At 73.2% G+C, this 20,164-nt stretch carries 14 protein-coding genes; 1 reads left to right on the top strand and 13 read right to left on the bottom strand.

What is annotated here, in order from left to right:
• Window positions 1-15: 15 nt before the first annotated feature.
• From rpsG to HDC37_RS16980, 12 genes are all read right to left on the bottom strand, one after another.
• The gene (gene rpsG / locus HDC37_RS00755; protein WP_124291717.1) at window positions 16-486 is read right to left on the bottom strand and encodes a 30S ribosomal protein S7; all 471 of its coding nucleotides are present in this window, start codon (window positions 484-486) and stop codon (window positions 16-18) included.
• A gap of 5 nt (window positions 487-491) precedes the next feature.
• A complete protein-coding gene (gene rpsL, locus HDC37_RS00750; protein ID WP_018171438.1) occupies window positions 492-860 on the bottom strand; it encodes a 30S ribosomal protein S12 in 369 nt (122 codons plus the stop codon).
• A 245-nt stretch (window positions 861-1,105) separates the two neighbouring features.
• Window positions 1,106-1,633 (bottom strand): hypothetical protein, encoded by a 528-nt coding sequence (locus HDC37_RS00745; protein WP_179558510.1) that lies wholly within the window; start codon window positions 1,631-1,633, stop codon window positions 1,106-1,108.
• A 2-nt stretch (window positions 1,634-1,635) separates the two neighbouring features.
• Entirely contained in the window at window positions 1,636-3,693 is a 2,058-nt protein-coding gene (locus tag HDC37_RS00740) for a DUF5684 domain-containing protein (protein WP_179558509.1), read from the bottom strand.
• On the bottom strand, window positions 3,690-6,209 hold the full coding sequence (locus HDC37_RS00735) for a transglutaminase domain-containing protein (protein WP_179558508.1): 2,520 nt from the start codon (window positions 6,207-6,209) through the stop codon (window positions 3,690-3,692). Before HDC37_RS00735 ends, HDC37_RS00740 begins: the two co-directional genes overlap by 4 nt.
• A complete protein-coding gene (locus tag HDC37_RS00730) occupies window positions 6,206-7,615 on the bottom strand; it encodes a DUF58 domain-containing protein (protein ID WP_179558507.1) in 1,410 nt (469 codons plus the stop codon). The genes HDC37_RS00735 and HDC37_RS00730 overlap by 4 nt, the downstream gene beginning before the upstream one ends.
• A gap of 17 nt (window positions 7,616-7,632) precedes the next feature.
• On the bottom strand, window positions 7,633-8,601 hold the full coding sequence (locus HDC37_RS00725; protein ID WP_124291721.1) for a MoxR family ATPase: 969 nt from the start codon (window positions 8,599-8,601) through the stop codon (window positions 7,633-7,635).
• Window positions 8,602-8,635: 34 nt separating this feature from the next.
• The gene (locus tag HDC37_RS00720; RefSeq protein ID WP_179558506.1) at window positions 8,636-14,656 is read right to left on the bottom strand and encodes an Ig-like domain-containing protein; all 6,021 of its coding nucleotides are present in this window, start codon (window positions 14,654-14,656) and stop codon (window positions 8,636-8,638) included.
• Complete coding sequence (locus HDC37_RS00715) at window positions 14,656-15,792, bottom strand: serine/threonine-protein kinase (protein WP_179558505.1); 1,137 nt, start codon at window positions 15,790-15,792, stop codon at window positions 14,656-14,658. Before HDC37_RS00715 ends, HDC37_RS00720 begins: the two co-directional genes overlap by 1 nt.
• A gap of 157 nt (window positions 15,793-15,949) precedes the next feature.
• Window positions 15,950-16,609: a spermidine/putrescine ABC transporter substrate-binding protein gene (locus HDC37_RS00710; protein WP_179559052.1), complete on the bottom strand. Its 660-nt coding sequence runs from the start codon at window positions 16,607-16,609 to the stop codon at window positions 15,950-15,952.
• A 31-nt stretch (window positions 16,610-16,640) separates the two neighbouring features.
• Complete coding sequence (locus HDC37_RS00705) at window positions 16,641-17,180, bottom strand: hypothetical protein (RefSeq protein WP_179558504.1); 540 nt, start codon at window positions 17,178-17,180, stop codon at window positions 16,641-16,643.
• A 61-nt stretch (window positions 17,181-17,241) separates the two neighbouring features.
• The gene (locus HDC37_RS16980) at window positions 17,242-18,396 is read right to left on the bottom strand and encodes an ABC transporter (RefSeq protein ID WP_257021227.1); all 1,155 of its coding nucleotides are present in this window, start codon (window positions 18,394-18,396) and stop codon (window positions 17,242-17,244) included.
• Between the two features lie 218 nt (window positions 18,397-18,614).
• Here HDC37_RS16980 and HDC37_RS00695 point away from each other — a divergent pair, with 218 nt between their 5' ends.
• Entirely contained in the window at window positions 18,615-19,235 is a 621-nt protein-coding gene (locus tag HDC37_RS00695; protein WP_179558503.1) for a hypothetical protein, read from the top strand.
• A gap of 25 nt (window positions 19,236-19,260) precedes the next feature.
• On the opposite strand, the gene HDC37_RS00690 is transcribed toward HDC37_RS00695, so the two are convergent.
• The gene (locus HDC37_RS00690) at window positions 19,261-19,878 is read right to left on the bottom strand and encodes a hypothetical protein (protein ID WP_179558502.1); all 618 of its coding nucleotides are present in this window, start codon (window positions 19,876-19,878) and stop codon (window positions 19,261-19,263) included.
• Between the last annotated feature and the right edge of the window lie 286 nt (window positions 19,879-20,164).

The following is a 20,164-nucleotide window of genomic DNA, read 5'->3' as shown; positions in this document are numbered from 1 at the left end:
CGACGCGAAGGCTGATTACCAGCGGTAGTGCGCGAAGGCGCGGTTCGACTCGGCCATCTTGTGGGTGTCTTCGCGGCGCTTCACCGCGGCACCCAGGCCGTTCGAGGCATCCAGGATCTCGTTCTGGAGGCGCTCGGTCATGGTCTTCTCGCGACGGCCCTTGGCGTAGCTGACGAGCCAGCGGAGGGCGAGCGTGTTGGCGCGGTGCGGCTTGACCTCGACCGGCACCTGGTAGGTCGAACCACCGACGCGGCGGCTCTTGACCTCGAGGGTGGGGCGGACGTTGTCGAGCGCCTTCTTCAGGGTCGCGACCGCGTCCTGGCCGTTCTTGGCCTCGACGCCGCGCAGGGCGTTGTAGACGATCGACTCGGCGATGGACTTCTTGCCGTCGACGAGGATCTTGTTGACGAGCTGGGTGACGATCGGCGCACCGTAGACCGGGTCGTTGACGACGACGCGGCGAGGAGCGGGTCCTTTACGAGGCATCTAACTCAACCCTTCTTCGCGCCGTAGCGGCTACGGGCCTGCTTGCGGTTCTTGACGGCCTGGGTGTCCAGGGCGCCGCGGACGATCTTGTAGCGGACACCGGGGAGGTCCTTCACACGACCGCCGCGCACGAGCACGAGCGAGTGCTCCTGCAGGTTGTGGCCCTCGCCGGGGATGTAGGCGGTGACCTCGGTCCCGTTGCGCAGCTTCACACGGGCGACCTTGCGCATCGCCGAGTTCGGCTTCTTGGGGGTGGTGGTGTACACGCGGGTGCACACGCCCGCCTGCTGCGGGTTCGCCTTCAGGGCGGGCGCCTTGGTCTTCGAGACCTTGGGCGAGCGACCCTTGCGAACCAACTGCTGAATGGTTGGCACGTTCTCTCCTTGTCAATGCTGCACGGTGACAGCGTCGTGGTTTCACCACAGATCCACCGGCGCAGCAGAATGGCCTGACGCGATTTCGAGGGTGGATATGCCGTGGGGGTGGCCTGTTCGCAGAACCAATCCCTGTGCGGCGCCGGGACGGCCGCTCGCCGGACTCGATTGTCGTGAGGCACAGCGGACGGCGCGCGTGAGCGCACACCCGCTCAATGATACGCCCCTTTCGGGGACCGGGCAATTCAGGACGGGAGTGCCAGAAGCGCGACGATCCCCACGACCACCGCCGCGAGGGCCACGACGCCGACGATCACCGCCACCGCGGCCCGCCACCGAGACCGCCGCCGACGCTCGGCCGCGGCGCGAGCGGCATCCACGACGGGTTGCGCCGGCTGGGCCGCGGGGGTCGTCCGCGGCACTCGGGCGGCCGTGTCGGCGCGCGGGGCGTACACGTCGGTCTCAGGACCGGGGCGCCTGGCCGTGCGCGACGACCCGTCGGCATCCCTCGCCCCGCTCCCGCCGGGGACGGGACGGATGACGCCTGTCGTCCGCGCATCCGCGGTGCGCACCGTCCATTCGTCTACACCGTCGCCGCGGCTCCGCGCGCGGCCGGAGACCACCGTCTCCTCCGCGGGGGCCTGCCGGATGGAGGGGGCGGTGGTCTCGACCGGGGACTGGCGGCGAGACAGCTCCGTCTGCTCCACCGGCTCCGCCGCGCCGGGCGCCTGACGCTTCGAGGGCGCCGTCCGTTCGTCGGGGAGGTCGGTCATCGTCAGCTGTTGCTGCGCACCAGGCGGATCTCGGCGTCGCCGAGGAAGAAGCGATCCCCCGCCTCGACCTCGACCCCCGAGGGCGCCTCGACCTCGGTGCCCATGAGGGTGGCGAACACGACGCCGTTGGTGGAGCCGAGATCGAGGATGTACCAGGTGTCCTTCCGCAGCTCCAGGCGCGCGTGCGTGCTCGAGACCGTGGAGTCGTCGATCCGGATCAGCTGGGCGCGCGGGTGCTCGGGGTCGGGCGTGGGCTTGCGGCCGAGGATCGCCACGTCGGAGGTGATCGCGATCGACTCCCCCGCCGGCGTGACGACGGCCCAGTTGGTCCGGCGGCGGCGCGCGACGATGGTCTGGTCGAGTCCGTCGTCGAGGTCGGGCACACCGGGTCGGGCGTACTGCGCCGAGACCGCTCCGCCCGCCGCCCGGGGGGCGCCGGCCACCGGTGCGCCGGCGATCGCGGACACCGGGCCGGAGGTCTCGGGGAAGGGTTCGGACTCGGGCATCGGCGAGTGCGCGGGCCGCCACGGCTCGTCGTCGGCGGGAACCTGCGGCACGGGGTCGGCCTCGGGCGTCGGGCCGGCGGGCGGAACCCGGGTGAGGGGCGCCTGGAAGAGCGGGGCGGATGACGCGGGGTCGGCGTCCTCCCCGGCCGGAGCTCCCTCCGCGGCGGTGCTGCGCCGACGGATACCGGGGACATCCTCGCCGTCGGCGGAGGGCGCGGACTCGGTGGAGGGCGTGGCGCCGGGGACGGCGGCGATCGGGGCGGGCGCCCCGGTGACGGCTCCGGTGACCTCCCCCGTGACGTCCTGGTCGAGCACGAACCCGTTCCACACCGACTCGGAGCGGCGGATCTCAGCGCGTGAGGCGGCTGCGCCGCCCGGTTCCGGCGCGTCGGCGCGCGCGCTGTCGCTCTCGCGCTCGTTGGCTGATGCACCGATCACGGCCTCGGCGATGACCTCGGGCCCGGAGGCACCCTCGGCCCGCGCAGCGGCGGGTGCATCGTCGCCATCCGCGCCCGCTGACGGCTCTTCCGCCGGATCGGGGTCCCACGAGCGCACCGGGCGGAAAGGCTCGACCGACGGCCACACGGGCCCTGCGGGCACCGAGGTCTCGGGTCGGGATGCGGGCGCCGCCGATGGCCACGACGGAATCGAGAAGGGATCGGATGCCGCGGGCGCGGCCTGGGTCGCGGGTTCGGGCTCTGCCGCCGGCTCCGCCGGAGCCACGTCCTCCGCGTCGGGAGGAGTGAAACGCGGCGGTTCCGGCGCAGCGAACAGCCCGCTCAGCAGGTCGTCGTCGGCGGACTGGCGACCCGCTCTCGCCGACGCGTTCGCGATCGGCGCCGTGTCGCGGGGTCCGCTCGTCGGCGTCGCGGCCGGCGGGGCCGACCGGCGGGCCTCGTCGGTCGAGGAATCCTCGTCCAGGTGCGGATCGCCGAGATCGGCGGCGCCGTCGTCCCCCGCGCCGGCGCCCCGCACCGTGTCCTCCCACGACGCCTCGCTCCGGGTCGTCTCGTGCGAGCCTGTGTAGTCGGGGGCCGGAAGGAGCGGGGTGTACACCGCACCGCGCGCCGTCGGGACCCCGTAGACGCGATCATCGAACGCGTCCTCGCTCGAGCCGTCGGAGTCGGGGACCGAGCCGCCGAGGTCGGGGTTGACGCTCCGGCGCGGGCCGGCGGCCTCGGTTCCCACCCACCGGGCCGATCCGAAGCCGATCACCGAGGCCCAGACCGGAAGGAGAAGCGCCGCCAGCACCGTCATCCCGGCGCCGTAGCCGAACTCCCGCCCGATCCGGTGGCAAGAGACGATCATCGCCACCCACACCAGCAGGGGGCCGAGCAGCGGCAGGAGCAGCAGCAGGACGAGCCATCCCGAGAAGCCGCCGAGCTGCAGCAGCACCGCGACGTTCAAGATCGGCACCCACGCCTTCCAGCTCTGCTCGCCGGACTTGCGGAAGACCGCGCCGAGAGCCAGGGCGGTCCACACGTAGACGACGATCGCGACCAGGGCGCTGGAGACCCCCAGAGTCACGACCAGCGGTGCGTCGGTTGCGCTCATGTCGTTGCGCGCGCAGGGAGGAGTCCCCGGCGCTTCCCCCTCTCGACGGTGCGCGGGCTGTCGCCCCCAGGCGACAGATGTCGGATGAACGATCTCAACGATACGGTCGCGGCAAGTCCTCGCCAGAAGCCACGCTCACGGCGGAGCCGCCGCCGCTCGGCGTCCACGCCGCGCCAGAACTCGCGGGCCTCGGCCTCGGAGAGGTCGGACCGCGAGAAGACCGCTCGGTCGGCGGCGGAGGCGAGGGTCCGTCCCGCCGGCGCGTCCAGCGCGGCCGCGAACTCTGTCCGGGTCAGCGACGCGGGGGCGTCCCGGCCGGCATCGACGGCCGCATCGACGTACTCATCCCAGCCCGAGGCGACCCGTGTGGCCGCGTCGCCCCGGCGACGCCGGCCGCGGCGGCGGAGCGACTTGGCGAGGATGATCGCGAGGAAGGGCCCGACCACCAGCAGCAGGACGAGCAGCACGAGCCCGGTGATGCGCAGGATCGGCCAGAGCCACGCGAGATCGAGTCCCTGCTGCTCGTCGTCGGCGTCGTCGCGCGCCGAGTCCTCCTGGGTGGGATCGGGCGGCACGACCTCCTCGACCGGGTCGGGGAGCACCTCGGTGACGTTCTCGGGGTCGCGCTGCTCGGTGACCTCGAGGCTCGGCGACTGCGCGTACTGCGGGGTGACGTCGAGGGGCACCCAGCGTCCGTCGCTCGTCTGCACCTCCGTCCACGCCGAGATGTCCTGCGCCTGGCAGGCGCCGGCCTCGCACACCGACACGCCCGTATCGGCCGACGACAGCCGCGCACCGATGACCACCCGCGAGGGGAAGCCGACCTCCCGCGCGATGAGGGCGCCGGCGACGGCGAACTGCTCGTCGTCGCCGATCGCCGCGACGTAGTTGCCCGTCTCGGCAGCCCGCGGATCGCTCTCCCGCTCGAGCAGGGCGTCGAACATGTCGTCGATGCGGGCGAGCGAGTGCCCGGCGGCGCTCGGCTGGAACCGGTAGTCGGGCAGCGCGCTCATCCACGCCGGGGGCACGTCGCCGATCTCGAGGGCGTGGCTGAGGTAGCCGCGCTCGCGCAGCAGCGACACCAGGCCCTCAAGGGCTGCGCCGCCCTCACCGGCGGCGTGCCGCTCGACCCAGCGCGAGAGGTTCTCGGGTGCGGCCGGGGCGCCGTCGTTCGGAGCGCCCGGCGCGTCAAGGCTCGAAAGGGCGGGGAGGGCGGGTTCCACACCCTCGACCGTGTATCGGTCGCCCGGCGCGAGCCCGCCGTCGGCGGTCTGCACCGCCGCGGCGAGATCGGCGTTGTAGTAGAACCGGTCGGTGAGGGCGTCGGCCCGGTCGCCGTCGAAGCGCACTGAGGCGACCCGGCCGAGGGTCGGCATCCAGATCCCCTCCCACTCGCCGATCTCGATTTCCGCCGTAGACGGGGCGCCGGTTCCGGGGTCGAGCGCGGAGGGCAGGCGCACGAACCGGGATGCCGCGTCGGCGCCGCTTCGGAAGACCTCGCCGTCGTAGGTGTCGAGGGTCGCCAACCTCACGCGGTGGGGCGCCCGCTCGCCGTCGGCGGTCACGGTGAAGAGCACGTCGCCGGCCCGGTCGTCGACGAACAGGGCGCGGTACTCGGCGAGGGGGCTGACCTCGCTCGAGAGATCGAGGTCGGGTCCGGTCGCCGAGCGCAACACGTCCCGCGACCCGCCCGGGGCGACAAGCGGTACGACCCCGGCGCCGATCACCAGGGCGGCGACGACCATGCCGGCGCCGAGAAGCGCACGCCGGCGCTCGGTCCGCGAAGGGCGCCGGGTGATGCGGACGCCGCTGGAGAGCGCGGCACGCTGCAGGGCACGGGTGCGTTCGTCGTGGCTCCGCCAGGCCATCCACAGGATGCCGGTGAGCACCGCCATCGCTCCGACCGCCGTCTCGACGGGGGCGGACAGGGTGAACGGCCCGACGACGAGCGGGGGGCTGACGACCGCCTGCCCGAAGAGCAGACCGAACGCGGTCATCGCCAGGCCCACGGGAACCGCGGCGAAGGCGAGGCGGTCCTCGCGCCACGACAGGCGGAGAGCCGCCGCCGTGCCGGCGAGGAAGACCACGAGCGCGGGGACGAGGAGGTTCCGGTACGACCCGACCGGCAGCTCGACGGTGACGAGGTCCTTCCAGCCGACGACCGCCCCGGCGCCGAGCTCGGCGAGCCCCCGCAGGAACTCGGCCGGCCCCGTCAGGCGCGACGGGACGGCGAGCGGGACGCCCGCGACGACGAGGACGCCCAGGAGGAGGGCGGCCACGAGCCATCCGCTCCATCGCCGGAGGTGCGCGACGACGACGATCGACGCGGCGAGCGATGCGGCGACCGCGACGAGGATCACGAACGACGCCGACCGGTAGACCGGCCACGCCGCCACGGCGGCGATCAGCACGATGAGCAGTGTGAACACGCCTCCCGCGATCAGGCGCGGAAGGTCGCTCGTCCGCTCGGTCGGGGTGTCGCGGGCGCGCTCGGGCGCCTCGGCGACCCGGCTCACGAGGCCGCTCCGCGCACGAGGAGCCCGGAGAGATCGTCGAGGGTGCCGACCGTGAGGACGCTCAGTCCCGTGAGCACCCGCATGCGCGGGTGGGCCCGCTCGTCGCAGATCACCGCGGCCACCGCGGTGTCGGCGGGGAAGGTCAGGGCCGCCTGCTGCAGGCGCGGCAGAGTCACGGTCGACCCGACGACGAGGAAGGCCACCGACAGCCGCTCGTTGGCCTCGGCCGTCAGCCGGCAGACGTCGACGAGCGGCATGGTGCTCTCGAGGCGCTCGACCCCGCTGAAGCCGTCGAGCATCGCGCGCGGCGAGATGGTCGGCAGGTGACGGATGGCGCGCAGGCGCCCCCGCACGACGCGCGGGATCTCCGATCCCACGACGATGTCGAGGTCGCGGGCGTCGCGGACGGCGCGAAGGCCGAGCGAGGCGGCGGTGCTGACGGCGAGCTCGAACTCGTCGTCGTCGAGGTACTCGTTCTCGGCGACGCCGAGCACCACCGCCATCCGCGAGCGCCTCGTCTCCTCGTACTGGCGCACCATGAGCCGGCCGGTCTTGGCGGTGGACTTCCAGTGGACGTGTCGGCGCGAGTCGCCCGCGGCGTACTCGCGGATGGCGTGGAACGACATGTCCGCGTCGACGAGACGCCGGGTGGGGCTTCCCTCGAGGTCGCGGACGAGACCTGCGCTCGTGGAGGGCAGGGCGACGGTGCGGGGGTGGACGAACACCTCGTGCACGTCGTCGAAGCTGTGCTCGCGCCGGAGGAGCCCGAGGGGGTCGGACCGCACCGTGGTCGCCGGGCCCACGGGCACGATCCCGCGGCGGAGCGAGGGGATCTCCAGAGGCTGGGCGACGGTGTGGCCGGGGCGCAGGAGCGGCACGCCGAATTCGACGAGCCCGCGGCCGACGGGGATGTCGAGGCGCCCGGGGAGGGCGATCCGCCGGCTGTCGTTGCGGACGGTGATCTCACCAGAGATGCCCTGGCCCGCCACGACGCGCTCGTGGGTGAGGGCGAGGTCGACGTCGTAGGCACGGGCGCCGAAGAGGAACGGGATGCTGAGGACGACGAGCACCAGCGAGATGCCGCCGGCGACCACCCACTCCGTCCAGCCGAACACGATGCCGATCACCAGGCCCACCGTGGCGGCGAGCACGACGAGCGCTCCCGCGGGACGGATCGTGCGCGCCGCCCACGAGGCGGTGACCCGCGCCGCGTCGCCGACGGCCCGCGCCGCAGCGGTCACGGCAACCGCCGCCCGCACGAGGCGACCCGAGCGCCCTCCCGGCGCCAGCTGCGTGGTGCTCTGCAGCCCCGTCCCCTGCACCGTGCTGTGCAGGGTGTGCCCGCCCGCGCCGGTCCGCCCCCCGGTGCGGGAGGTGCGGGTCACGCGGGACTCGGTGGCGCTCATGGGTTCGAGGGGGCGCCTCAGACGGTCGCTTCGCGACGGGTCGGGGGCGCGACGTCCAGCAGCACCTGGCCGACGACGGCCTCGGGCGTCACGCCGTCGAACTCCGCCTCGGGCTGGAGGATGAGGCGGTGCGAGAGCACCGCGACGGCGAGGGCTTTGACGTCGTCGGGGGTGGCGTAGGTGCGCCCCTGCGAGGCGGCGCGGGTCCGGGTCGCGCGGGTGAGGGCGAGGGCGCCGCGGATGCTCACGCCGAGCCGGACCTCGTCGGCCGAGCGGGTGCCGTCGACGAGGCGCGCGATGTAGTCGAGCACGAGCGCATCGACGTAGACGTTCGCCGCGAGATCGGCCATCCCGACGAGGGCCTGCGGGGTGATGACCGCCGGCAGATCGGAGGTGGCGACCGCGGCGCCGTCGAGGATCCGCACGGTCGCGGCATGGTCGGGGTAGCCGAGCGAGGTCCGCATGAGGAAGCGGTCGAGCTGCGCCTCGGGAAGCCGGTAGGTACCGGCCTGCTCGACCGGGTTCTGCGTGGCGAGCACGAGGAAGGGAACGCCCACCTGGCGGCTCACGCCGTCGACGGTGACCCGGCCCTCCTCCATGACCTCCAGGAGCGCGGCCTGGGTCTTGGGGCTCGCGCGGTTGATCTCGTCGGCCAGGACGATGTTGGCGAAGATCGGCCCGGCGTGGAACTCGAAGGTGCCGCTCTTCTGGTCGTAGACCGAGATGCCGGTGATGTCTCCCGGCAGCAGGTCGGGGGTGAACTGGATGCGGGTGTTGGTGCCCTGCACCGACTGCGCCATCGCGCGGGCGAGCGAGGTCTTCCCCGTGCCGGGGACGTCTTCGAGGAGCACGTGACCGTCGCTGAGCATCGCCGTCAGCACCAGCTCGACGACGTGGCGCTTGCCCAGCACCGCCCGCTCGACGTTGTCGGCGAGCTGGCTGAAGGTCTGCGCGAACCAGGTCGCCTGCTCCTGCGTGATGGTCATCGTGTCGTTCCTCGGTGGTCGGTGGAGCGTGGGATCAGGGATTGGTGGGCGGGGCACCGCCGTCGCCGGGCTGGCATTGGGCATCGAACTGCTCCGTGACGTTCTGCAGGCCCCAGCCACGGGCCGACCAGTCCACGGTCACCGTGATCCCGGAGACCCGCACGGCCCCTTGCGGCACGGTGAAGGAACCCTCGGGGTGAGGGATGACTGCCCCGTCAGCGCCGAAGTACCGCAGGTTCGCCGGGCTGAACGTGATGGCCGCTCCGTTGCCCCCCGGTCCGGTGGACGAGTCGCCGACGAGGGTCAGTGTGCTGCCGCCGACGCAGGAGGTCGCCCGCCATGACGCGGTCATCTGCCACGGGGCGCTCCCCTCCCGCGGGGTGACGGTCGCCTCGGCCGAGCGCGTACCCCAGAACTGGTGCTCGTACCAGACGCGCACGCGCGGGTCCTGCCCGAAGACCGTCGAGGGAAGGCCCGAGAAGCGCACCTGATTACGGTTCGGGACCTCCGCGTTCGAGGTCGGCTGGTCCCGGATGATCCAATCCGCGCGGTTCTGCCCGACGTTGGGCCGCCCGTCGACGACGAAGGTGTACCCGGTCGGAGCGGCGGCGGACTGCGCGGCGCGGACCGTCGCGGTCGCGGTCGCGGTGCCGTACACCTCGCCCTGGAAGACCGAGTCGACGCACATCTCGAACTCGTACTCCTCGCCGTCCTCGAAGCCGGGGAAGGTCGCGGTGGCCCCGTTGTCGCTCGTCACGCAGCGGTCGCCCTCCTCGACGATCCCGAACCGCAGGGTGGAGCCTGCGCCGTTCGGCCCCGCACTCGCGCGCGCCGTGATCGTCGAGCTGCCGTCGCCGTCGGAGACGGACTCGAGGTCGAGCGCGGGGCTGAGGGGCGCGCCCACGCCGTTGGCGTTGATGGTGACCGAGGCGCCGGCGTTCACCCCGCCACCGCCGAGCCCGGGCGGCCGGTCGAAGCGCGAATAGGGGGTGACCGTGACGGGCGTCGGGGCGTTGGACCCGACCCGGTAGGAGCGGACGTCGATCGTGGTGTCGCGGCTGCCGACATTCACCACCGAGCGGTCGCCGGTGGAGCTGGTGATCTCGAGCGACCCGGTGCGCGAGGGGTCGATTCCCTCGATCCGGAGGGCGATGTAGCCGCCCTCGCCGCGCGTCTCGAGCGGAATCCACTGCACGTTGCTCGGCGCCGGCGGGGCGTCGTACGCCCACGCTTCGGTGCGCACCGCGCCCCGCGACTCGCCGACGGCGTTGATCGCGACGGCCTCATAGGTCCGCCGCTCGCCGTTGGGCGCCGAGATCGGCGGGCAGGTGCCCCCCGGCCCGCATTCGGCGACGACCTGCCCGGCGTAGCGGATGCGGAAGCCGCTCAGTCCGGGGTAGGCGAGGCGCGCGTCACCCGGGTCAACGCGAAGGGTGACCGACTCGTTGCCGAACGCCGTCTGCACGAGCGCCGCCGGCGGACGCGGGAAGCCCTGGAGATCGAGCAGCAGACGGCCGTCGCGCTCGCCCGCGGTGCGGCGCCCCTGCGCATCGACGACGGAGAACGTGGCCGAACACGTCGCCCCCGGAGCATCCGGCGCCCACGACGCCGTCACCGTGCGCGGTGACGACACCTGGAAGCTCACCCCGGCGCACGCGCCCGTCGGGCGGACGTCGACGACCTCGAGGGGCGTCCGCGGAAGCGGGTTGATCTCGCCGGGGCCGCCGATGACCGTGATGGTGCACGACGACCCGCCCGCCTGCGTGCACTGCTGGGTCACCGACCCGCCCTGCGGGAGGGTCGACGGCGCCTGCCCGACACGGAGGATGAGCCGCGAGGGCGGAGTGTTCGGGTGGCTCGGCGCCGACACCGTGACGACCTCCTCGCGCCCCGGGACGGCCGTGTCCGCACCGGTCACGGTGACGATCGAGCCCTCCAGCGCCACCTCGAAGGCTCCGCCGGGATAGGACAGGGCGTAGGCGATGCCGTCCCAGTCCTCCCGCAGCTGCCACGTGGTCATGTTCCGCAGGTCGAATGTCGCGGTCTCGCCCGGACCGACGGTCAGCGCGCCGGGCCGCAGCTCCGGCTGCGGGTCGGTCGCCTCGACGAGGATCGGGACGGCGAGGTAGGTGAAGTCCTCGGTGCCGGCCACACGCACCGGCACCTGGCAGGCGTCGGTCCAGGGGGCACCGGCGCCCGCGTCGTAGCGGATCTGCCCATCGCCCACGGCCGTGCAGACCGCCTCGCCCCGTGCGCCGGAGGCCCGCACGTCGTCGCCGACCTCGAGGTCGGCATTGCGGGGGATCGCGACGAGGTCGGCCATGTCGAAGGTGACGGATTCGAGCTCGGGCACCTCGACGGGACGCGCCGAGGAGCGCAGGGCCAGCGACAGGTCGGCGTCGCCGGGCACGCGGAGGAAGCCGTAGCTGGTCACCTCGCCGGAGGCGCCCTCGCCGGTGACGGAGAACGGGATCACGCGGGTGGTGTCGGGGAGCGGGCCCGAGATCTCCGATCCGCGCACGGCGACGTCGCCGGGGTCGCCCCAGAGGGCGAGCTCGAGATCGTCGATGTCGCCGCCGGACCACGAGACGTTGCCCGAGAGCACGTCGACCCCGTCGACGAAGTCCTCACGGGTCTCGGCGGTGAGGACGGTGTCCTCCACGACCGGGTAGTCCGGCACGCTCTCTCGCACCACCGTGACGACGATGAGTCCTCGCCCGGTGTTCCCCGAACTCGACGAGACGTCGTACAGGAACGACATCGTGCCGGGCTCGGTGCCCGCGGCGATGACCACCTGACGCTCGCCGACGGAGCGGATCCGCTCGTCGAGGCGGGCGAACTCGGGATTGTCCGAACCGTCCTCGAGCGTCTCGGGCACGTCGGGACGCACCTCTTCGACCGTCAGCTCGCCCATGGTCGGGTCGCTGTCGTTGGAGAGGGGATTGACGCGGATGGTGCTGTCCGCCCCCGCCTGCACCTGCACGTAGTCGGTGAAGGTCACCGGGCTCGGGTTGGCATCGCTGTCGAGCACGCCCACGCGGGCGATGCCCTCCCCCGTCTGACCGAACTCGTCGACCACGCGGTACGGAAAGGTGACCTGGCCGCTGAACCCCGAGACGCTGGTGTAGACGATGGCGTCGCCCTCGGCCGAGATGGTGGCGACCCCCGACTCGGGCTGGGCGATGATGCGGTCCAGCGACACCGTGTCGCCGTCGGGGTCGACGCCGTAGCCGTCGAATTCGATCCGCGTCGACTGACCGCTCAGCACGCGCCCCTCGACGGTATCGGGGGCGGGCGCGCGGTTCTCGTCGTCGGGAAGCACCTGCACCGTCACCCGCGCCTGATCCGACAGCGACGGCGCGCCGGTGGTGTAGACGTCGTAATCCACGGCGTACTCGCCGGGCTCATCCGGGGCGAGGTAGCGCAGCACCTCGCCCGCGCCGAACGCCAGGGCGGCGGGTGAGGGCGAGGTCACCGTCGCCGGATTGAGGGTCGGGCGACCGCCGGCGGGGGCGACGTCGTTCTCGAGGACGGGGATGTCGATCTGCGTGCCGGCGCGCACCACGACGGTGTCGTCGACCGCGATGGGGGCGAGCTCGGGGGCCGGGGGCAGGAGGTAGACCGTGGCCTGACCCTCCACCGACGACCCCTGGTTCTCGGTGCCGTCGGTGACGGTGTAGGTGATGGTGCCGAGCCGCCCCGGCGCGCCGTCGGCGGTCGACCCCGAGACTCGGAGGTAGTTCTGCGACAGCGTGTCGAACGACAGCGACGCCCCCGCGTCGGGCTGAGCCTGCACGTCGCTGAGCAGCAGCACGCGCCGGGTGGGGTTCGACACCGCGGCGAGGATGTCGAGGGTTGCGTCCTGCTGCGGGCGGACGAAGGCGACCACCGGCGCGGTGGCGAGCTCGGTCGGCGCGTCGGCGGCCAGCGCCGTGACGCGCACGGTGCCGTTCTCCTGGGTCATTCCGTCGGTGACGGTCACGTCCACGCGGTAGGTGCCCGGCTCCTCGGCGCGGAAGTCGAACGAGGTCGAACCGCCCACGATCGTGGCGCTCGCACGCGCGTCGTCGAGCACGCGGACCGCGTCCAGGCGCACGGTCCCGGCGGTGCCGGTGACATGCGGCCCGACGTCGACGGTCGTGGTGGCCCCGACGGTGTCGACGACGGCGAACGACTGCATCGACAGCGTCGGCTGGGGCGAGACCCGGATGACCAGCGACTTCGTCGCCACCGCTCCGCGGGTATCGGCAACCGACACCACGATCTCGATGAGCTGCTCGGCGCCGCTGCCGTCGTCGGCGTGCTGGTAGACGATGTCACCCGCGGGGGTGGCGGCCACCTTGCCGACGCCGGAGGTGTTCTCGGCCGACAGCAGCAGCATCGGGTCGCCGTCGGGGTCGACCCAGCCGGTCATCACCGGAACGGTCACCGTGCCGCCGCGGGCGACCTCGGGAGTCGGCCACTCGGCGAGGCAGCGCTCGACGCCGCACCACACCGGGGCGCCGTTCTGGTCGTCCCCGGCGACGAGGAGGGTCACCGTCGTGGGACTCGAGGCCAGACCGCCGGGGGCGGTGCCGTCGGTCACGGCGTACGAGAAGCTCGCGGCACCGCTGGCTCCCGGAGCGACGCGGACGGCGAGGCGCTGGCCGTCGTCGGTGATCGAGACCGTGCCGAAGCCGGGGTCGAGCCCGGTCACCGAGGCGGGGTCGACGCTCAGGACGTCCTCGTTCGGGTCGTGGTCGTTCAGCAGCACCGGCAGACTCACAAGTGCTCCCGGTCGCACCCCGAACGCGTCGGGTTCGGCGATCGGGGCCTTCGGGTCGATGACGACGCTCAGCTGCTCCTCGCTCGGCTGCGCATCCGAGACGACCTCGTCATCGAGGCTCCATCGCTGACTGGAGGGGACCAGGCGCCCGTCGGGGACGGTCCACACCCATCCGGTGCGCGTCTCGTTCAGGATGACGGTGTCGCCGTTGGAGGTGAAGACGGGACGCCGCTGGTCGGAGATCTCCTGTCCGGCGTAGTCGAGGGGACTGAGGGTGCCGCGCTCGGAGGTCCACAGCTGTCCGCCGAGTCCGCCCTCGGCCAGCCATGCGGCATGGACCACGCCGTCCTGCACGAGCGGCTGGGCCGGCGTGCCGAGGAGCGTGGTGTCGCCGACCACGGGCTCGGGCTCGCCGCCGTCGACCGGGATCCGGGCGAGACCGGTGTCGGAGGCGAGGTAGACCGCGTCGCCGTCGGGGTCGGGGGAACTCGCGACCACGGCTCCGGTGACCGGCGCCGGCCGCGCGGCATCCGTCCCCTCCACCAGGTACGACCCGTCCTCGCGATCGACCAGCACCCAGGTGTCGCTCGCGCCGGTGATCGCGGGATCGGCGGGATCGTCGATCGACACGACGTCGCGGGAGCGCACGGACGAGGCCGGGATGTCGTAGGTGAGGACCGACCCGTCGCCCTCGGAGAAGCTGAGGAGGATGCCGCGGTCGTCGAGGGCGACGGCGTCGGCGGCGTAGGAGGGCGCGTCCTCGTCGTCGGAGGGGAACGGCTCCAGTCGCGTCGGGGTGCGTCCCTCGGAGAGGGTGCCGGTGTAGAGCACGCCCGACTCGGTGCGGTAGACGACGAACTCGCCGGCCGTGACGACCTCGACGGTTCCGTCGGGGGTGGCCGGCGACTCGCGCAGCGCCTCATCGTCGAGGTCGACGGGGAGGGCCTCGTCGACGCGGGTCACCCGGCTGTTGCTGCCGGTGAAGAGGAACGTGCCCGCGGAGGACTGCGCCACCTGGCTGGGATCGGAGACGGTGCGGACGGTGTCGAGCTCGAGGATCGAGGTGTTCACCCGCGCGTAGCGGGTGCCCTCGCCGGTCTGCAGCGCCCAGACCGTCGTGTCCACGGGCGGCGTCTCCTGCGCGTCGAGCCCGGGCCAGACGATGCTCGCCACCACGACGGTCGCGACGGCCACCCCGCCGGCGACGAGGGCGAGGAGGGGCCCGCGGCGGGGGATCCGCGCCGCACGGGGGCGCACGGCGTGCGCGGGCCGGGCCAGCCGCGCCGCCATCACAGCACCCCTGCCGCGCGGAGGGCGGCGAGGACGACAGCCACGAGGGCGGCGGCACCGGCTCCGCCGAGGATCCACGGCAGCGCGCGGTGGGGCGCGGGGGCGGGGGCCGGCGACGACAGCGAGGTGTCCTCGTCGCGCAGGAGCGAGGCGACCCCCGTCGTCGCGGCGCGCTTGCGCGTGACCTCCCGCTCGAGGCGGCTGCGGGCGGGACCCCGCAGGGCGTCGTCGGACAGATCGATGCCGCCGCTCGCGGCCCAGTCGGCCACCGGCACCTCCAGCGGCGTCGGCGACAGGCCGAGCCCCGCCTGCACCTCCCGGAGCGCGTCGGCGACCTCGCGCGAGGTGGCGTATCTCTCGCGCGGGTCCCGGCTCATCGCACGGGCCAGCACGTCCTGGAGGGCGTCGGGCACATCGGCGCGGTTGATCGGGGTGTAGCTGGCCTTGGCGATGCGGCGCCGCAGGAGCTCCTTGGTGTTCTGGCCCTTCTCGCGCCGTTCGAACGGGCTGTGGCCGGCCAGCAGCGAGTAGATCGTCGCGCCGAGACTCCACACCTCGCTGGCGATCGTTCCCGCCGTCTCCTCGGCCACCACCTCGGGCGCGCTCCACGGGATCGACATCGCCAGCACCTCGCCGGCGCTCACGCGGGCGAGGGAGGAGGAGATGCCGAAGTCGGCGAGCACGGGGGCACCGAAGGTGGTGACGAGGATGTTGCTGGGCTTGACGTCACGGTGCACGAGCCCCGCCCGGTGGGCGGACTCCAGGGCGCTGGCCATCTTCACACCGATCGTGAGGACCTCGTCCACCGGCATCCGCTCGATCCGGTAGCGCTGGGCCAGTGACCCGGGGCAGTACTCCATCACGATGTACGGGCGGCCGTCGGCGGAAATCCCTGCCTGGTAGACGGTCACGATGGAGGGATGCGCCGAGAGGTGGGCCAGGACGTCGGCTTCGGCGTTGAACATCCGCCGCAGCTCCGGGTCGCCCACGTCGCTCGGGAGGACCTTCACCGCGACATCGCGCCTCGGCATGTCCTGCCCGTAGAGGAAGACGTCGGCGAAACCGCCGGAACCGAGGGGGCGGATGTAGGACAGCCCCGGCAGGATCGGGGGCGCGGAGGGCAGGCGAGTCGTCACCGCATCCCCTCCCCGGAATCCCACCCGCCCGACGGCGGGATCACAGCGCTACGACGCTGGAAACCCGGCAATGCTAACAAAGCCCACCTGGACCGCCGTCCAGGGCTGCGGAGAGCCTCCGGAACAGCGCCCGGATCGTCACGGATCCGCGGGCGGGTCAGCCGAGCGGATTCGGATCGTTCGGGTCGAACGGGGCGTCGAGCGACCGGGTGAGCTCATCGAGCATCGCCTCGATCTGGGGCTCGACGAATTCGGTGACGCCGGCCTGAATGCGCAGGCGGTGGTGCAGCAGGATGGTGCAGACCTCGCGCCCGACCATGTTGGCGTAGTCGTCGGCGAGCCCCACCTCCTGGCGGAGCGCCGCCTTTGCCTCCTCGGTCAGCGGGGGGAGTTCGGGCACATCGGAGTCGGCCTGGGCGGCCAGCCCCGACAGGGTGAACAGGAACGGCGCGCCGGGCGTCGGTTCCGGGTCGAGCGGGAGCCCCTCGAACTCGGGCTCGAGTCCCTCTGCGGGCCGGTAGCTGCGCGCGCGGTTGCGAGCGGCCTGCTGGTCGAGCTCGGCCTGCAGCATCGGCAGGTTCACGGCGGTGTACTCCGCGACGGCGTGGTCGACGATCGTCTTGATGCGGGTGGAGAGACCGTGCTGGACCCCGTGGGGGACGTCGGCGCCGAGCCCCGCCGCCGACAGAACGGGTGAGCCGAAGCAGCGTCGGCACGGGGCCACCCGTCCCCGATGGGTCGCCGGCTCCCAGCGCGGCAACCACCGCAGCCAGGCGTCCACCGCCTGGCTGACCTGGGTCTCGAGCGACCGCTCCACTCCTACACGGTATCCCTGCGGGTCGGCGGCGTCATGCGTCATCCCGCTCCTCCCCCTCCCAGGGCCACTGCGGGCGGTCGCCGCGGGTGCGCACCATCACCACGCCGCTGATCCCGGCGATGGCCCCGGCGGCGGCGAGGACCAGTCCGAACCAGGATGCCGCGACGCCGCCGGCCACCGTGGAGGCGGTGCTCAGCTCCTCGCCCGAGGCGACGACGGCGATCCACACCACGATGACGTAACCGAGGTATGCGCCGACCGCGGTCCAGAGCGCGACGGAGTAGCGCGGCGGGGCGGGCGCGTTCGCGGGGGGCGGCGCGTCGGGCTGCGGAAGGAAGGGTCGCGGCATGACGCTCAGCAGAACGCCGGCGACGGCGAGCGTCGACGCGGCCGCAGCCGAAACCCCCGGGAGCGGCCCGAGACCCTGCACCTCGATGACGCTGCGGTCGAGGACGAGGCTCGTCATCCCGAGCCCGAAGATCATCAGAGCGACGTACCCGACCGTCGCGAAGGTCACCGCGATGAGCGGGGGCACGGGCACCCGGGGGCGGTCGTCGACAGGCTCGATCACGTCACCCCGTCACTGCCGGCTGCCGGCCGTGTTCCGCCCACGTCGCCTCAGCGCGCCCGGCTCACTGCCGGACGAGCTGCGGCCCTGCCTCGAGCGTGCGCTCGTACTCGCGCTGCGCCTCGTCGTTCAGCTCGGTGACCCGCTTTCCGCGGGAGGCCACCCACGCGCCGAACCAGATCGTGAGCTCGCGTCCGAGGATGAAGGCCACGATCGCCAGCGGTGCCAGCACCTGCTCGCCCGTGATCTCCGCGCCCTCGCGGGCGGTGAGGGTCCAGAACGGCGCCTGGAAGAGCTGGCCCAGGATGTGACCCGCCCACGCCGCGAGCCCCACGAGCAGCCCGAAGATCACCCACGCGCCCCAGCGGCCGCGGTTGATGATCGCACCGAGCAGCCAGAACGCCAGGAAGAAGACGATGACGGGGATCCACAGCGACCAGCTGGCCAGCGCCGCCAGCGTCGTGGAGGCGAGGGTGTCGACCGTGACGTCGCCCGCGAGCGCACCCAGGCCCAGCCACGCCGCGAGGTAGAGCAGCCCGAACAGCAGGGCGGCGAGGAGGCCGATGGCGCCCGCGGCGGCGCGGTTGCCCCGGGGCCGCGGGGCCTCGGGCGCCTGCACGAAGATCGGCTGCGGCGCCGCGGTCTGCTGCGGCGGAAGGGGGGCGGAGACGACGGTGGGGGCGTCATATCCGCGGTCTGCGGCGGGTTCGCTCGCGGTCACCGGGGGGCGTGCGGATGCGGCGGCGCCCGCTCCCGCGGCGGCGCCCGCCGCGGCTGCTCCGGCGGCCGGTGCCGCAGAGCGGTCGGTGGAGGTGTCGGCCGGGCTGTCGGCGGAGGCCGCGTAGGCGGCGAAACGGTCGCGCTCGGCGTCGTCGCGGAAGTCGGCACTGTCCTGGAAGGCGGCGCTGTCCCGGTCCTCGGGGGCGTTCCACCGGGCCGGCTCGCTCGCGGCGGCAGAGGCCCGGTCGTCCGCGGGGGTGGCCGCCTCGGTGACACGGTGGTCGCCGTCGTCGACGGCGCGGTCGGCGGTGCTGTCCTGGTGCGAACCGTCGACACGGTGGTCGGCCGGATCGGCCGCGCGGTCGGCATCCTCGCGCACGGCGGCCGCACGTGCGGCTTCGGCGTCGGCGAGACCCTGGTTCGCGCGCGTGACGACGTCGTCGTTCGCCGGACGGGGCTCCTCGACGGGGTCGCCGTACGACGACTTCGAATCACTCATCGTTCGCACTCCTCACGCAGGACTGGCGTCCCGCAGAGCGAAACTAGCGGCACCGGGGCCCGGAACCGCGCAGGCGTGCCGCGCGGCGGCGTGCCGATTCGCCGATCCGGCCCGACCCGGGGCGCCTGCGCGCCATTCCCCGATCGGAATATGCCGATGAGCCCGCCCTTCCGCGCGTCTGCCGACGGCCCGCGCGACGCCTTCGTACAGTGGGGGCCATGGCGCACCGTGTGGTCGTCGCGGCAGCCGCGGCATCCGTCCTCCTTCTGACCACAGCCCTCGGCGGCTGCGCGCCGGAGGGGTACGACAGGTCGGTGACCACCCCCACGGCCGACGCCGGGACGACTCCGTCACCCGTGGCATCCGATTCCCCTTCGCCATCGCCCACCTCCACGCCGACCGCGGTCGTCGGGGCTGCTGCCGTGCCCGAGGACTGCGAGGCGCCGCTGTCGGACGGGGTGCTCGCGCAGCTCGAGGGCATTCCCCTGAACGACCCCGCGAACGGCGGTGAGCTCGGGCCGCAGCCCGACGGGTCGCTCGTGTGCCTCTGGCGCTATCCGCAGGCCGACACCACGTTCCTGGAAACCTCGTACGTCCCGATGAACCGCGGTCCCGCGCTCGACCTGCTCAACCGGCTCGCCGCCGACGAGGGGTTCACCTGCTACACGCCCGACGCCGGCACGCGGTGCGAGAAGACGTGGGAGAACGAGCAGTATCCCGTCATGGACGGGCGGACGCTGTTCTGGCGCGACGATCTGCTGATCGACACCTGGTACTCCAACCTCGCGCCGAGCGGCTACACCTCGTCGATCGTCTCGACGATCTGGCCGGAGTCGTAGGCGAGATGGTGGACCCCGGCGCCCGTCAGCTCCACAGGCGCGCGGCGATGCGGCCGGCGTAGTCCTCGGGGTGCCAGCCGCGCTCGACGCTGACGAGCCACCACCCGTCGCGGAATGTGTGGGTCTCGGTCGCGTCGTCGGTCGCGAGGGTGCAGCTGAGGGTGGGCGCGGGCGCGCTGCAGACGTAACCCGCGGCGCGCAGGGCCGCCTCGCCCGCGGCGACGGCCTCGGGAGAGACAGTCGCGAGCGCGGTCTGCAGGGTCGCACCGTCTCGGGTGTGCCACCGGCACGAGATCCGGATGTCGGGCGTCAGCGCCTCGACGAGCGGCGGCGTCGCGGTCTCGGGGATCACCGCCGACTGAGCGAGGAGCGCCCCGGGAAACCAGGCCAGTTGTCGCCAGAGGTCGTCGGGGTAGATGTCGCGGCAGTCCAGCGGCGCCTCACCGGCGAGCGCCGCCGCGAGGGGGTCGTCGGGAGGAGCCGCCTCGGCGCGGGCGGTCGCAGCCCGCAGGGTGTCGCCGGCCCACGTCACCACGGTCGGGACCATCGGGGCGGCCAGCCACACCAGTGCTGCGACGACCGCCGCGCAGAGAAGTCCGACCGGGGCGGAGAGCCACAGGCTCCGACCCGGGATGCGCGCCACGTTCTTCCACCTCCGGATCCACGGTACGGCGGCACGGCGGCGCCGCCGGTGACGGCTCGCCGCGCGGCGCGCACCCGCCCGCGCGCCGCCGCAATCGCGACGACCTACCGCGCGTGACCCGGCGGCTCGCGGCGTCCCAGGGGCGTCGCCGCCGCCGCATCCGCCCCCTGCGCCCATCCGAAACCGCACTCCCCCGTCGAGACCCACGGCGGCACGCTCGGTGTCGACGCCGGAGGTAGTCTCGGCGAGCACCCACGGCGGCACGCCCAGTCAGACGCGAAGCCAG

Source organism: Microbacterium sp. AK009, from assembly GCF_013410955.1.
In the GTDB taxonomy this organism is placed as follows: domain Bacteria; phylum Actinomycetota; class Actinomycetes; order Actinomycetales; family Microbacteriaceae; genus Microbacterium.
This window is presented reverse-complemented; position numbering and strand designations above follow the sequence as displayed.